This window comes from Hymenobacter artigasi, assembly GCF_012275535.1.
GTDB lineage: Bacteria > Bacteroidota > Bacteroidia > Cytophagales > Hymenobacteraceae > Hymenobacter > Hymenobacter artigasi.
This window is the reverse complement of sequence record NZ_JAAVTK010000006.1, coordinates 121,099-136,250: the sequence shown is the minus strand read 5'-3', so window position 1 is coordinate 136,250 and position 15,152 is coordinate 121,099. Positions and strand designations below refer to the sequence as shown.

General features: G+C 62.4%; 9 protein-coding genes. 6 read left to right on the top strand and 3 right to left on the bottom strand.

Annotated elements, in window-relative coordinates:
• Positions 1-7: 7 nt before the first annotated feature.
• Positions 8-2,569: an ABC transporter permease gene (locus HBN54_RS11610; RefSeq protein ID WP_317170211.1), complete on the bottom strand. Its 2,562-nt coding sequence runs from the start codon at positions 2,567-2,569 to the stop codon at positions 8-10.
• Positions 2,570-2,668: 99 nt separating this feature from the next.
• On the opposite strand from HBN54_RS11610, the gene HBN54_RS11605 reads away from it, so the two are divergent.
• The gene (locus tag HBN54_RS11605) at positions 2,669-3,697 is read left to right on the top strand and encodes an OmpA family protein (RefSeq protein WP_168673377.1); all 1,029 of its coding nucleotides are present in this window, start codon (positions 2,669-2,671) and stop codon (positions 3,695-3,697) included.
• A gap of 16 nt (positions 3,698-3,713) precedes the next feature.
• Here HBN54_RS11605 and HBN54_RS11600 read toward each other — a convergent pair whose 3' ends face one another.
• Positions 3,714-4,433, bottom strand: a complete 720-nt coding sequence (locus tag HBN54_RS11600) for an ABC transporter ATP-binding protein (protein ID WP_168673376.1) — start codon at positions 4,431-4,433, stop codon at positions 3,714-3,716.
• Between the two features lie 309 nt (positions 4,434-4,742).
• On the opposite strand from HBN54_RS11600, the gene HBN54_RS11595 reads away from it, so the two are divergent.
• Entirely contained in the window at positions 4,743-5,441 is a 699-nt protein-coding gene (locus tag HBN54_RS11595) for an arylesterase (protein WP_168673375.1), read from the top strand.
• 144 nt (positions 5,442-5,585) lie between these two features.
• Here the strand turns inward: HBN54_RS11595 and HBN54_RS11590 are convergent, their stop codons facing one another.
• A complete protein-coding gene (locus HBN54_RS11590) occupies positions 5,586-5,813 on the bottom strand; it encodes a hypothetical protein (RefSeq protein ID WP_168673374.1) in 228 nt (75 codons plus the stop codon).
• A 200-nt stretch (positions 5,814-6,013) separates the two neighbouring features.
• Between HBN54_RS11590 and murI the strand changes: the two genes are divergently transcribed.
• The 4 genes from murI to HBN54_RS11570 all read left to right on the top strand — a co-directional run bounded on the left by murI (position 6,014) and on the right by HBN54_RS11570 (position 15,075).
• Positions 6,014-6,862, top strand: a complete 849-nt coding sequence (murI, locus tag HBN54_RS11585; RefSeq protein ID WP_168673373.1) for a glutamate racemase — start codon at positions 6,014-6,016, stop codon at positions 6,860-6,862.
• A 105-nt stretch (positions 6,863-6,967) separates the two neighbouring features.
• Positions 6,968-9,496, top strand: coding sequence for a T9SS type A sorting domain-containing protein (locus HBN54_RS11580; protein ID WP_168673372.1), 2,529 nt, complete (start codon positions 6,968-6,970; stop codon positions 9,494-9,496).
• Positions 9,497-9,814: 318 nt separating this feature from the next.
• Positions 9,815-13,102, top strand: a complete 3,288-nt coding sequence (locus HBN54_RS11575) for a SusC/RagA family TonB-linked outer membrane protein (protein ID WP_168673371.1) — start codon at positions 9,815-9,817, stop codon at positions 13,100-13,102.
• Positions 13,103-13,284: 182 nt separating this feature from the next.
• Positions 13,285-15,075, top strand: a complete 1,791-nt coding sequence (locus tag HBN54_RS11570) for a RagB/SusD family nutrient uptake outer membrane protein (protein ID WP_168673370.1) — start codon at positions 13,285-13,287, stop codon at positions 15,073-15,075.
• Positions 15,076-15,152: the final 77 nt, after the last annotated feature.

Sequence of the window (15,152 nt, the reverse complement as noted above, 5' to 3'; positions counted from 1 at the left end):
ACCATGCTCAGCCTTCGGCCCGCAGCACCTCCAGCGGCGAGCGGCGCAGCACATCGCGGCTATTAAACAGGCCGATGCCCGCCGTGAGCGCCGTCACCAGCCCCGCCAGGCCCAGCAGCGGCAGCACCGCCGGCCCAAAGCTGGCCTCGAATACCCACACGGCCAGCGCCCACGCCGCCAGCACGGCCAGCCCGATGCCGGCCAGTGCCGCCAGCAGGCCCAGCAGGCCGTATTCCACCAGCGTGATGCGCAGAATCTGGGCCCGGCTGGCGCCCAGCGTGCGCAGCAGCACGCTTTCGCGCACCCGCTGGTAGCGGCTGATAACCACCGAGCTGCTGAGCACCAGCAGACCCGTGAGGATGCTAAAGCCCGCCATGAAGCGAATCACGAAGGAGATTTTGTCCACGATGTCGTTCAGAGTGGTCAGAATCAGGCCCAGGTCGATGGCCGACACGTTGGGGAACTGCTGCACCAGCGCCTGCTCCACGCGGGCCAGCGCCGCCGTGTTGGGCGTGCGCGTGAGCACAACTTCAAACTGCGGCGCGCCTTCGAGCACCCCGGCCGGAAAAATCACCAGGAAGCTGGGCTGCACCCGGCTGCGGTCAATCTCGCGGGTGCCGCCGATGATGGTGCGCTGCGGCAGACCCTGCACGTTGAAATCGAGCGTATCGCCCAGCTTCAGCTTGACGCGCTCCAGGTAGCCCTGCTCCACTGAGATGCGCGGGATTTTATCGGGCCCAATGAGGGGCCGGGTGCCGGTCGTGAGCTTCTCGGAGGCGTTCAGCGAGTCGCGGAACGTGACGCGGTACTCGCGGGTGAGGGCCCAGACGGGGATGCCCCGCGCCGTATCCTTCTTGATAATGGAAACGGACGTGCCGTTGATGGCGGTGAGGCGCATCGTGACAATGGGTACGCGCTGCAACACCGGCAGCTGCTGCGATTTCAGCAGGGCTTCTACGCCGGCGCGCTGCTCGGGCTGAATATCAAACAGCACCAGATTGGCCGCCGATTTCTGGCCGGCAATCTGCACGCGGCCCAGCAGCATAGCTTGGGTGAGGAAAAGCGTGGCCAGCAAAAACGTACCCAGTCCGATGGATGTGACCAGCGTGAGCGTCTGGTTTTGGGGCCGGTAGAGGTTGGCCAGGCCCTGCCGCCACACGTAGCCCCAACCGGCGGGGAAGAAGCGGCGCACGGCCCCCATCAGCAGGCGGCCCAGGCCGGCCAGCGCCCCGAAGGCCGCCAGCAGCCCCACCCCGAAGCCCAGCGTGAGCTTCCAGTCGCGCGTCTGGCCGTAGGCGAAGGCGAGGATGAACACCCCGATGATGGCAATAACGACAAGCCGCAGCGGGTCGGGCGCGGTCGTATCGTCCTCAAACGCCGTACGCAGTACCCGCAGCGGCGACACCCGCCGGATGCTCAGCAGCGGCAGCAGCGCAAACAGCACCGCCATCAGCAACCCCGTGAGCAGGCCCGTACCAATGGCGGCCCACGAGATGCTCACCGTGATATCAACGGGCAGGAAATCGCCCAGCACCATGGGCAGCAGGCCCTGCACGGCCGCCCCCAGCGCCGCCCCCAGCACCGCCCCGATAAAGCCGAGGCCGGCCGTTTGAATCAGGTAAATCAGCAGCGCCTGCTTGCCGCTGGCGCCCAGGCAGCGCAGCACGGCCACGGCGGCCAGCTTTTCGCGCACGTAGAGGTTCACGGCGCTGGCCACGCCCACGCAGCCCAGCAGCAGCGCCACAAAGGCTACCAGGCTGAGGTAGCGGGTGAGGTCGGCGAAGGCGCGGCCGGTGCTTTGCTGGCGGCTGGCCACGGTATCGGTGTCGATGTCGGCGGCGTCGAGGCGGGTCTGCAGGGGCTTGAGGATGGCTGCTACATCGGTGCCCGGTGCAAACTGGTAGCTGCGGGTGTACTTCACCCGGCTGCCGCGCTGCACCAGCCCGGTGGCCGTGACCTGGCCCAGGGGCAGAAACACGGTGGGTGCCACGGCCGTGGTGATGCCCGACTGCCCCGGCGTTTTCAGCACGCGCCCAATGATGGGCAGCACCACCTGGCCCACCTGCACCGAATCGCCGATTTTAGCGCCGAACTGCACCAATAAAGCATCGTCGACCAGCGCGCCCGGCGCGGCGGTCGTGTCGGCGAAGCGCTGGGTCGCGGCTTTGGGCAGCACCTCCCAGTCGCCGTAAAAGAAGCCGCCCGAGCGCGCCCGCACCTGCGCCAGCCGCGTGCCCTTGCCCGGCCGGAACTGCACCAGCGAGGCGAAGGAAATTTCCCGCGTTTGGGCCGTGCCGAGGGTTGCAAGGGTCGGCTCCAGCTTGGCATCGAAGGGCTGGTTGGCGCTCAGCACGAGGTCGGCCCCGAGCAGCTCCCGCGCCTGCCCGGCAATGCTGCGGGCCAAGTTGTCGCCAAAGGAATTGATGCCCACCAGCGCCGCGATGCCCAGGATAATGCTGGCCATGAAAAGCAGCAGCCGCGCCCGGCTGCGGCGGCTGTCGCGCCACGCCATGCGGAAAATCCAGGAAGTAGAGGTGTGGGAGGCCGGAAGCGGGGGAGTATTCGTCACAGAATGGAAACAAAAAGCTACTATGCAAAAGAATAGACGTATATGTGGCCAGTACATTTTACCGCGCAGTGTTGCATCTTGTGGACCATTTCCACCGCCATGCCAACCACGAACCGTTATCTACGCCTCAATGCAGTGCCCAGTAGCAGAAACCTAAAAAAAAATAACCCGCGCTGCTATTTGTTACATGGCTTGCTGCTCATATTATCGCTGGGTGCAACAGGTCTGAATTCTTGCTATTCAGGTAGGGTGCCAGTACCTGCCACTGGGAATGAACCTGCGTTAAAAGTTGCCGCGCCAGTGACTAAACGAGTGGTTACGGTCCACGGCCGGGTATTCAGCGCACGGGATAGCACAGTAGTAATTCCGGGGATGGAGTTGATTTTTTGTCAAGCGTTTGCTGATTCTACAGAAACGAACTCGCGCACACAAACTGCATTAGATGGGGCGTATAGAATTGACCTGAACACCGGCCAATCTTATAAGGTAATTCTAAATAAGGATGGTCGCAAAGTGGAAGAGCTCCAATATGCGGTGCCCGGTATACTTAGCGATTCAAGTGCCTTTGTGCGAAATTTATATACTGTCTATTCTGATAGCTGCTGTATCGATTACGGTAATCCCGTAGTGTATTTTGATACGAATCGTTCTGCACCACGGCCGCAGTTTTTAGCTCGAATTGATGAGCTAATTAAAAGTTTTCCACAACAAGGTCTGGACAGCCTTGCCGTTGTTGTAGAAGGCCATTCCGAGCCATCCGAAGTTCCTCCTGGTCACCCTAATCGCGAGCAATATCTTTTAGGAATAGGCTGGGAACGAGCTAAGGCGACCTGTGATTATTTGACGAAGAATGGAATACCCGCAAATAAATTGTTCTTGATAAGCTATGGTGCGCAACGCCCAGCAGCATACAATTACTCGCCCGAAGAGCGGCAACTAAACCGTCGGGCTGAAATTCGTTTGACAACACTGGAATATATTTCTCTGCGAAATAGTGGCCGTTACGCGCCCAGTATATTTGGTGGCCGGGTCGTCCCCTACCTGAAATATTTGTCGCCAGCCAAAAGACCAGGCTCCAAACCTACTCTAGGTAGCCGCAACAAAAAAAGATTTTCGGCCAAACTTTAGTGATGGTATTTGTCCGTTACTGAGAACGATAATTGGTTTCTTCGCTTTCGGAAGTGTCTTTAGCTACCACTTCTTCCACCACCTTGCCGCCGCGCAGCCGCAGCGTGCGCTGGGTTTTGGAGGCCAGCTCCAGGTCGTGCGTCACGAGTACCAGCGTGGTGCCGGCTTCGCGGTTGAGCTCGAACAATAAGTCCACCACCCGCTCGCTGGTGTCGGGGTCGAGGTTGCCGGTGGGCTCGTCGGCGAAGAGCACGGCGGGGCGGTTGGCGAAGGCGCGGGCCAGGCTCACGCGCTGCTGCTCGCCGCCGGAGAGTTGGGCGGGGTAGTGGCCGGCGCGGGCGGCCAGGCCCACGCGGTCGAGCAGGTCGAGGGCAGTTTTGGTGGCTCCGCGCTGGCCGCGCAGCTCCAGCGGCACCAGCACGTTTTCGAGGGCCGTGAGGGTGGGCAGGAGCTGGAAGTTCTGGAAAATGAAGCCGACGTGCTGGTTGCGCACGGCGGCGCGCTCGTCCTCACTCAGGTTATCGAGCTGAATGTTATTCAGCCACACGCTGCCCGAAGTGGCGCGGTCGAGCCCGGCACAGAGTCCCAGCAGCGTGGTTTTGCCCGAGCCCGAGGAGCCCACAATAGCAAAGGTGTCGCCGGCGGCCAGCTCGAAGCTGACGCCGTGGAGCACCGTAAGCGGCTGGCCGGCGCTGGGGTAGGTTTTGGTGAGGTTTTCGACGCGGAGGATGGACATTGATTGGGGCAGGAGGGTGTGGGGGTAGGCGGGTAGGAGGGAATTGGGGGAGGAAAAAACGGAACGTGATGCTGAGCGTAGCCGAAGCATCTCGCGTGCAGCAGTGAATCAATCGTTGGCTACGCCGGCCTTCGGATGAAAAGGAATTAGCGATGGCATGCGAGATGCCTCGGCTACGCTCGGCATGACGTTCTTGTGGTTGGTCAAGCTGCTCACTACACAACCGCGCCGCCGCCCGTTCGTTACCTAAGACGTTGAAACCGCCGGCATGTTTTCTGGCTTTACGGTTTCGTGCCCCAAACGCTGCTTATGAAATTTCTGCATTTGCCCTTCGCCGCCCTGCTCGGGCTGGCCCTCACCGCCTGCAACGCCGGCCCCGCGGCCGAGCAGCCGGCTACTTCAGCTGCGCCGGTAGCCACTGCCCCGGCTGCAGCCAAAACGGCCACCAAGCGCCTGCTGTTTTTCGGCAACAGCCTCACCGCCGGCTACGGCGTAGAGCCTGAAGAAGCCTTCGCGGGCCTGATTGGCGATAAACTCGACTCCCTCAAACTCGGTTACGAGGTGATAAACGCCGGCCTGAGCGGCGAAACCACCGCCGGCGGCCGCAGCCGCGTGGGCTGGATTCTGAAGCAGCCCGTCGACATATTCGTGCTGGAGCTGGGCGGCAACGACGGCCTGCGCGGCCTGCCGCTCTCGGCTACCCGCGAAAATCTGCAGGGCATCATCGACACGGTGCGGCGGCGCAGCCCCGGCGCGCAAATCGTGCTGGCCGGCATGCAGATTCCACCCAACATGGGCCAGGCCTACGCCAATGATTTCAAAGCCATCTACCAGCAAATCGCCGCCAAAAACCACCTCGTCCTCATTCCCTTCCTGCTCGAAGGCGTGGGCGGCGACCGCAGCCTGAACCAGGCCGACGGCATTCACCCCACGGCGGCCGGCCACCGCATCGTAGCGCGTACAGTGTGGGCGGTACTCCAGCCGCTGCTGGCGGTAAGTGGTAAATGAGTAAATGAGTAAAGTAGCTCCATGTCGGCGCGTGCGAAAAATTACTGATTAACAGTGATTTGATATGCACGAAATGGATGACAAGCGCTATTATACATATAGCCAAGTTCTGGTAAATTACTCATTTACTCAATTGCTCATTTACTATATCACCCGCAGGCCGTCGAGGTTCACTTCGTCGCGTAGCAGCTCCAAGTGGCGGTAGGCGAGGGGCCGGCCGGCGTCGGTACTGAGTTCGGGGAGGGCGGCGCGGGCGGCATCCAGGGTGAGCTGGGTGAGCTTGCGCTCGCCCAGGTAAATAGCCACGGGGCGGCCCAGTTGGGCGTCGTGTGCGGCCAGCGCGTCGTCGATTTCGGCTAGAATGGTGCTCATAGCAAAAAGAGTTGAGCGGATAATGAGGCGGAAATATAGGGTTTAGTTGGCAGTTACCGTGGCCTGTGGTCCGGCAACATGCGCTGCTGGGCGGCGATTTGGTGGGCCATCATGCCACGTATTCTGCCCGTTGGTTCGCTGCACGCCCGAAAGGAGCGGCTGAACGAAACCAACAACCGGCCTTCGGCTACCTTTGCCTCATGACTACTGCTGCTTCCGCGCCGGCCGTTTCGGCGGCTTTGGCCGCCCGGCCCATTGGCATGTTCGACTCCGGTATTGGCGGCCTCACGGTGGCGCGGGCCGTGGCGCGCCGCCTGCCCCACGAGCAAATCGTGTACTTCGGCGACACCGCCCACCTGCCCTACGGCGATAAAAGCACGGCCGCCATTCAGGCCTATTCGGTTAAGATTTGTGACCTGTTGCTGCGCCAGAATTGCAAGCTGATTGTCATTGCCTGCAACTCGGCCTCGGCGGCGGCCTACGAGCTGGTGCGCGAGTACGTGGGCAGCAAAGCGCAGGTGCTGAGCGTGATTGACCCTATTGTGGCGCATCTGGGCCGCGCCTACGCCGGCCGCCGGGTGGGCCTCATTGGCACGAAGCAGACGGTGAACTCCAACGTGTACAAGAAGAAGGTCGACGACCTGAACGCCGGCGTGGACCTGCACTCGCTGGCCACCCCGCTGCTGGTGCCCATGATTGAGGAAGGCTTCTTCAAAAACGCTATTTCCGACGACATCATTGCCACTTACCTCAGCCAGCCCGACCTGGCCAACATCGACGCGCTGGTGCTGGCCTGCACGCACTACCCGCTAATAAAGGAGCAGATTGCCCGCTTCTACGCCGGTGGGGTCGATGTGCTGGACGCGTCCGACGTGGTAGCGGCCGATACCGAAGCCTACCTGGCCGCCCACGGCCTGCTGGCACCCGTGTCGGAAATACCCCCGGCCCACCACTTCTATGTGTCGGACTTCACCCGCTCATTTGAGGAAAGCACGCGAATTTTCTTCGAGCAGGAAGTACATTTAGAGCATTATCCCCTGTGGGATTAGGATAGGCGGGCCCTCAATTCACACCTTGGTAACACCACCCGCGCTACCTTTACAGCTTAAGAGTCACTCCTTTTTTCACCTGTTCTTCACCACAACCTTCTCTTTATGAAAAGACTTCTTCTCTCGCTGCTGGCACTTATGCCGCTAGGCAGCTGGGCCCAAGCGCTTACCCAGGCCGACTTTACCGGGGTGGTAGTGCCTCAGTATCTGAGCAATGGCAACAACAGCGGCACGGCTACCTTTCCCGGCCCACGCCTGGCAGTAGCCTTCCGCGCTACGCTCACCAACCTCACCGCCAGCACGCTGTACCGCTACTACGTGCAGGCCGCTACGCAATCGGAATTTGGCGCTTCGGCTTCCGGCGCGGGCATTGTGCTGCTGGCCACGCCGGGCACCACGCCGGCCACCACTACCTACACCACGTCCAGCACGGGCAGCCTGTCTACGGTCGGCTCGTATGCCACCTTCACCACCGACGCCTCGGGTAGCTACACGGGCTGGTTTTTCTTCGTGAACTCGAACAACGCCACCCGTTTCCAGACGCCGGGCACGGTCCTGTTCCCCACCATCACGCTGGCTACCGATGCCACCCCGACTACCGTAATAGCCCGTCGGGCCCTCAACCAGAGCATCACCCTGCTGGGCTTCCTGTCGGGGGCCGGGGCCACCAACGGCACCCTGCTCACCGGCTCGTCGTCGGCCACGCCCAACAACGTGGTGTTTACCTATGACAACGTAGCCGGCACCGGCCGCCCGCTGAGCGGGGCCGTGGTCGAAAGCATTGGCGTAGCCACCGGCACCACCCAAACTGGTGCCACTCCCTACACGTACAGCACCACCGGCGGCTCCTACACCACCGTGGTTCCCAACACCCTCGCCACCGGCGTGCGCCGCGTAGAGCAGCGCTCCATTGTTGATAACTCGGTGGTAGGCTGCGCTTCCAGCACCACCGGCGTATGGCCCAGCGGTGCCAATACGGTAAACCCCACCGGCGGCATCACCACGCCCCTGGTGCTCACGGCTACCGATACTCCCCTGAACACCAGCGCCTGCGGCACGGTGGCCACGGCTTCCGTCACGGCTACGCCAGCCGGCCCGCTCACGTTTGCTACCACCACCAATACCGCTTCGGCCACTCAAACGGTTACCGTTAGCGGCAGCACCCTCACGGCCAACCTCGTCGTGACGGCTTCAACGGGCTACGAAGTGGCCACGGCCGCCGCCGGCCCCTTCAGCGCCAGCGTATCGCTCACGCCCGCCAGCGGCGCGGTAGCTGCCACACCCGTGTATGTACGGTTGGCCAGCGCGGCCACGGCCAGCACCGTTGCCGGCACGCTCACGGTGGCCAGCACCGGCGCCACCAGCCAGACCATCACCCTGAACGGTACGGTTACGGCTGCGGCTGCCCTGCCCACCATCGCCAGCTTCACGCCCACCAGCGGCCCCGTTGGCACCACCGTTACCGTAACCGGTACCAACTTTACCGGCGCGAGCGGTGCTACGCTCAACGGCTTGGCCGTGAACAACTTTATGGCAATGAGCGCTACGTCGGTAATGTTTGACGTGCCCACCAACGCCACCAGCGGCGTCATTACCGTGACCACGGCGGCCGGTACGGCTACCAGCACGGGCACCTTCACGGTGACGGTTGCGGTCGTAACGCCGGTAGTTTCGGCCCTGACGCCCGGCGTACTCGTGACGGGTAGTGCCGCTACTACGGTGGTTATCACCGGTACGGGCTTCACCAGCACTTCCACGGTTAACTTCAACGGGGTTTCGTATCCCCAGTCCACCAGCACGGCCACTTCCATTGAGGCCGTTATCCCGGCCAGCGCCCTGACCGTGGCCGGCTCCTACCCCGTGTCGGTAACGAACACGGCCGGTACGTCCAACGCCTTCACCCTGACGGTGAATAACCCGAGCACGGCTACCGCTTACGAAAACTTCGAAGCCGGTACCAAAACGTCGTACAACGCTGCTGCCGTGGCCCTGACCAGCGGCTCCTGGACGTTCTCCGATGCCCTCATCGGCACGGCCTTTAACGACCGTTCCAACGGCCTGAAATCGGCCCGCATTCGCGTCGGCTTCATCCGCATGGACTTCGACAAGCCCAACGGCGCTGGTACCGTGATTGTGAACGCCGGCTCGTTTGGCGTCGACACTCCGGTCTCCTTCATTCTGGAAGTTTCGACCGACGGTGGTACCACCTTCACCACGGTGCCCGGCGCGCCGGCTCTGCTCACCAGCACGCTCACGCCCTACACCTTCACGGTGAACCGGACCGGCAACGTGCGTTTCCGCATCACGAGCACGGCCACGGTCGCCACCACGCGCATCAGCATCGATGATATCTCCATTGCCAACTATACCGGCACGGCCACGCTGGCCAGCCAGGCGCTGCCCGGCCTGTCGGTGTTCCCGAACCCGGCGGCCAACCGCGTGACGGTAAGCCTGCCCACGGCGGGTACTGCTACGGTTGCCCTGCGCGACCTGACCGGCCGCGTGGTGCTGGCCCCAGCCGCGCTGGGTGCCGACAAGCAATTGGTGCTGCCGGCTTCGCTGGCCTCGGGCGTTTACCTGCTGGAGGTGAAGCAGGACGGTGTTACCGCCGTGCGCCGCATCGAGAAAAACTAAGCTGTGGTATAAGCTGGCCGAAGCAGGCCAGTGCCAGTAAAAAAGCCCCCGCCCACGCGGGGGCTTTTTTTGTGCCGCTGCGTCGGGGTGGCCCTATGCAAATTGCTGGCGGCAGGAGGGAAGCCCGCTGGCATCGATGCCGGGAACGATTGCACAACTAAAAAAGGCCGTTTGCTAGGCATATGATTAATAAAACCAGACTTTTAGTGGCCTGATGCAATAATACATATAAATTTAAAGATGCTTATTCTGCGTCGTTGCATCGGCCCTGTTCGTGCTTTTTGATTTCCCAAATCTCACCCAACCCCTTTCGCTCCGATGAAAAACCGCTACTTTCTACTCTTCTGGCTGATACTCATCAGCAGCCTGGCGCATGGCCCCCGGGCCTGGGCACAGGCCACGCGCCGCCTCACGGGCACGGTGCGGGCTTCCGATTCGAAAGAGGGCCTGCCCGGCGTGACCGTGCTGGTGAAAGGCACCAGCAACGGGGCCTCGACCGGCGTTGATGGGGGCTATGAGGTGACCGTGCCCGCCACCGGGGCCGTCACGCTCAGCTTCAGCTTTGTGGGCTATGCCAACAAGGAAGTGGCCGTGGGCAGCCAAAGCCAGATTGACGTGACGCTGGCCGTGGACGCCAAGCAGCTCGACGATGTGGTGGTGATTGGTTACCAGGCCGTGCAGCGGCGCGATGTGACGGGCTCGGTGTCGTCGGTGAGCGCGCAGCAGATTAAGGACGTGCCGGTGAACTCGGCCGCCGAGGCCCTGAGCGGCCGGCTGGCCGGCGTGCAGGTCACGAGCTCGGAAGGCACGCCCGGCAACCAGAACGTGAACATTCGCATTCGCGGTGGCGGGTCGGTGACGCAGGACAACTCGCCGCTGTACGTGGTGGACGGCGTGCAGGTAGAAAATGCCCTGAACGTGATTTCGCCCCAGGATATTCAGTCGGTGGACGTGCTGAAGGACGCCGCCGCCACCGCCATCTACGGCGCGCGCGGCGCCAACGGCGTGGTCATCATCACCACCAAGGGCGGCAAGGAAGGCAAGCTGGTGGTGGCCTACAACGGCTTCGCGGGCGTGCGCCAACTGTCGCGCAAGCTGGGCGTGATGCAGCCCGCCGACTTTGTGAACTACCAGTACGAGCGCGCCCTGAACATTGACCGCGCCGCCGGCAACTCCACCACGTTTGGCGGTCTGAACACCTACAAATTGTTCTTCAAATCGAAAATCTACAACAGCGACACGCTGAACCAGAGCCGCAACTCGCCCTTCCTCGACTGGCAGGACCAGGTGTTTGGCCGCGATGCCTTCCAGCAGACGCACAACATCTCGCTCTCGGGCGGCGGCAACAACACCACTTACGCCCTCAGCCTGACCCGCAACAACGAGGACGGCATTCAGCTGGGTTCGGGCTTCACCCGCAACCTGGTGAACTTCCGCTTTGATAACAAGGCCACCGAGAAATTCCGCTTCGGCATCAACGTGCGCTTCAACGACCAGAAGGTGGAAGGCCTGGGCACCTCGTCGCAGCTTTCGACCACCACCACGCGCCTGCGCAACTCCATCGAATATATCCCGCTGGCTATCAACCTGCCCGGCGGCCTCGACCCCAGCACGCTCGACGAAACCTTCGCTTCCAATACCACGCTGGTAAATCCTATTCTGGCCATTGGCAGCGACATCCGCCACGACAAGCAGCGCACCCTGAACCTGGCCGCCAATGCCACCTACAACTTCACTAAGGACTTGGCCTTCCGCTCCACAGTGGGCTTCGATTTCGGCAACTCGACCCTGGAAAGCTTCTCGGGGCGCAACTCGCCGGCCATCCGGCAGCCGGGCGGCGGCTTCAACCTGCAGCCCTTCGTGTCCATCGCCACCGGCTCGGCGCTGTCCATCAACCAGTCGAACGTGCTGACCTATTCCCACCAGCTGGGCAAGCACTCGTTTGATGCGCTGCTGGGCCAGGAAATCTACCAGCAAAGCAGCCGGATTCTGACGGTGCAAACCAACTTCCTGCCCCTCGATATCACCGCCGACCAGGCCATTGCCAATATCAACCAGGGCGTGCTGCCGTCGGCCTCGTTCCAGCAGCCCACGCCCACCAGCGACAATCCCTCGCTCCAGCACCTGCTGTCGGGGTTCGGGCGGCTCAACTATTCCTACGATGACCGGTACCTGGCCACGCTCACGTTCCGGGCCGATGGCTCGTCCAAGTTTGCTGCTGGGCGGCGGGTGGGCTACTTCCCGGCCGCCTCGCTGGCCTGGCGCATCTCGAAGGAGGATTTCATGAAGTCGCTCTCGAACACAGTTTCCGATTTGAAGCTGCGCCTGAGCTACGGCCTGGCCGGCAACAACCGCATCAACGACTTCGGCTACAGCGAATATTACCGCACCGGCCTGGGCCAGTACTCGCTCAACCACGCCATTTCGCTGGGCACGGTGGTAACGGGCCTGCCCAACCCGTTTTTGAAGTGGGAAACCACCACCGCCCGCAACGTGGGCGTGGACCTGGCCCTGTTCAACAACCGCGTGCAGCTCTCCGTGGATGCTTACTACAACACGACCCACGACCTGCTCGTGAACGTGCCGATTTCGCCCACCCTGGGCTACCAGACGCAGTTCCAGAACGTGGGCTTGACCACCAACCGCGGCCTGGAATTCCAGTTGGCCGGCACCGTGCTCAAGACGCCGGACTTCACCTGGTCGGCCAGCGGCAACGCCTCCATAAACCGGGGCCGCATCGAGGAGCTGGGGCCGATTACGGCCATCCCCGGCGTGTATTCGGGCTGGGCCAGCACCACCATCGCCAGCGACTTCCTGGCCCGCGTGGGCGACCCGGTGGGTATTTTCTACGGCTACCAGACCGACGGCTGGTACACCGCCGATGATTTCACGGGTTACAACGCCACCACCCGCACCTGGACGCTGAAGCCCGGTGTGGCCAACGACGTGGCCGTGCAGGGCCAGCCCCTGGCCCCCGGCATCATCAAGCTGAAAAACGTGGTGGACACGCCCGGCGCGGCCACCAACATCGTGGATGCCAACGACCGGGTGGCCATCGGCAATGCCAACCCCAAAGTGACGGGCGGCATCAACCAGCAGTTCACCTACAAGGGGTTCGATGCCAGCGTGTTCTTTAATTTTATCTATGGCAACCAGGTGTTCAATGCCAACAAGGTGGAGTTCACCACGGCCGTGAATCCGTTCAGCAATATGCTCACGATGATGAATGAACGGTACCGCACCATTGACAACAACGGCGTGCCGATTACCGACCTCGAAACCTCGCGCAGCCTCAACCAGGACGCCAAAATCTGGCAGCCCACCCGCACGCTGTTCGTGCACAGCTGGGCCATTGAGGACGGCTCGTTCATTCGCCTCAACAACCTCACCATCGGTTATTCACTCCCCAAAGCGCTGATTGCGAAGGCCAAGCTCACGCAGCTCCGCTTCTACGTGACCGGCAACAACCTCTACACCTGGACCAAGTACAGCGGCTACGACCCCGAGGCTAACACCCGCCGCGCTTCCCCGCTCACGCCCGGCGTGGACTACGCCGGCTACCCCCGCAGCCGCGTGCTGCTGTTCGGCGTGAACCTGTCGCTGTAGCTGATTCAACGAGGCTGGCGCGCGTCTGCGACGCGTGCCGACTGGCTTCGAGCCTGTGGCTCGGGCATTGCAAACGCGACCAGCCCGCACCTTAACCCGAGCCGAAGGCTCGAACCCAATTGGCACGCGTCGCAGACGCGCGCCAGCAGCACCTCTCCAACCCTGAAAACTCCCATCCTCCGATGAAACCGATATTTTTCCGTTCCACCTTGGCCGTGGCCGCCGCGCTGGCCGCTGCTGCTGCCCTGCCGGCCTGCAAAGACTACCTCGACGTGAAGCCCGACTCGCTCTACACCAACGAGCAGGCTTTCAGCAGCGTGGGCAGTGCCACCAGCGCCGTGATTGGGGCCTACGACATGCTCTCGGGCGATACCGGCTACGGCACCCGCCTGAGCATGTATTACCCCTACGATACCGACGAGATGCAGGGCGCGCCCGGCCCCTTCGACGGCCGCTCGCGCAGCATTGCGCGTTACACCGCCGAGCCCACCAACCCCGAAGTCACCAACCCCTTCAACAACCTGTACCAGGGAGTGGAGCGCACCAATATCTGCATCCAGAGCATCCCGAAAATGGCGCTCTACACCACCGGCTCCTCGGCCGATACCGCCGCACTGCACCGCCTCTACGGCGAGGTGCTGACTTTGCGGGCGCAGTATTACTTTGAACTGATGCGGAACTGGGGCGACGTGCCCGCGCCGCTGGTGCCGACCTACACCACGGCCCTGAGCGGCGGCGAGCTCACCCAGCCCAACACCGACCGCCTCGCCACCTACGACCGCCTCATCGCCGACCTGCTGCAGGCCGAGAAGCTGGTGCCCTGGCGCTCGGCCGCCGGCACCACCAACGAGCGCATCACCAAGGGCGCGGTGAAGGCCCTGCGTGCCCGCCTGGCCCTGTTCCGGGGCGGCTATGCCCTGCACGGCACCCAGATGACGCGCCCCGCCGACTACTTGGCCTCCTACGCCATTGCCCGCCAGGAGTGCCTCGATTTGATGAGCAAGCGCGGCGAGCATACGCTCAACCCGAGTTTCCGCGAGCTGTTCAAGAGCATCAACGAGCTGCGGTCGGAGTCGTCGAATGAGATTATGTTTCAGGTGGCCATGGGTGCCTCCAGCATTACGGGCGATAGCAAGCTGGGCTACTACAGCGGCCCGCTGCTGAGCGCCTCGCCCATCTACGGCAGCACCCAGGCCCAGATTCGGCCCCTGCCCACCTACTTCTACGCCTTCGACTCGACCGATGTGCGCCGCGACATCACCCTGACTACCTATAGCATCGACGGCACTAACAACCAGAAAGGGGTGCTGCTGAGCGCCCTCACCGACGGCAAGTTCCGGCGCGACTGGCGCGTGCCCACCCTGGCCGGCACGGGCAACTACCTGGGCTACAACTGGCCCCTCATCCGCTTCGCCGACGTGCTGCTGATGTTTGCCGAAACCGATAACGAAATCAACAAAGGCCCGACGGCGGCGGCGGTGGCGGCTCTGCGCGAAGTGCGCCAGCGCGGTTTTGGCGGCAGCACCACCCTGGGCCAGATTCCGACTCCGGCCAACCAGCCCGATATGTTCAACGCCATCGCCAACGAGCGGTTTCTGGAGTTTGGCGGCGAAGGCATCCGCAAATACGACCTGCTGCGCTGGAACCTGCTCGATACCAAAATCACCGAAGCCCGCGCCAACCTCACCAAATTGGCGGGCGCGCAGGCTCCCTACACCTTCGTGCCCGCCAGCATGTACTACCGCGTAACCGGCGGCCAGGTGGTGTGGGCCCGCTCGTTCTACCGCCCTTCGCCGGCTGCCACGCCTACCGGCACCACGGCCGTAGCCTGGCGCACCGCCGTGACGGCGGCCCTCATCGCCAACATCGCTTCGGAGTACGCGCCCGGCAAAGGCAAGGAGCTGCTGCCCTTCCCCCAGGGCACCATCGACACGAATAAGAATCCCGGATTCAAGCAAAATGCTGGTTATTAATGAGTAGGAGCGGAACCTATCCCCGCGCCCTACTCGTCAACTACTGGCGTTGTCGGGAACGATTGCGCAATTAAAAA

What these genes read in the sequence shown, in the direction of transcription:
- HBN54_RS11575 (WP_168673371.1), top strand. Translation starts at nt 9,815, where the DNA reads ATGAAAAACCGCTACTTTCTACTCTTCTGGCTGATACTCATCAGCAGC.
- HBN54_RS11580 (WP_168673372.1), top strand. Translation starts at nt 6,968, where the DNA reads ATGAAAAGACTTCTTCTCTCGCTGCTGGCACTTATGCCGCTAGGCAGC.
- HBN54_RS11590 (WP_168673374.1), bottom strand. Translation starts at nt 5,813, where the DNA reads ATGAGCACCATTCTAGCCGAAATCGACGACGCGCTGGCCGCACACGAC.
- HBN54_RS11605 (WP_168673377.1), top strand. Translation starts at nt 2,669, where the DNA reads ATGCCAACCACGAACCGTTATCTACGCCTCAATGCAGTGCCCAGTAGC.
- murI (WP_168673373.1), top strand. Translation starts at nt 6,014, where the DNA reads ATGACTACTGCTGCTTCCGCGCCGGCCGTTTCGGCGGCTTTGGCCGCC.
- HBN54_RS11595 (WP_168673375.1), top strand. Translation starts at nt 4,743, where the DNA reads ATGAAATTTCTGCATTTGCCCTTCGCCGCCCTGCTCGGGCTGGCCCTC.
- HBN54_RS11600 (WP_168673376.1), bottom strand. Translation starts at nt 4,433, where the DNA reads ATGTCCATCCTCCGCGTCGAAAACCTCACCAAAACCTACCCCAGCGCC.
- HBN54_RS11570 (WP_168673370.1), top strand. Translation starts at nt 13,285, where the DNA reads ATGAAACCGATATTTTTCCGTTCCACCTTGGCCGTGGCCGCCGCGCTG.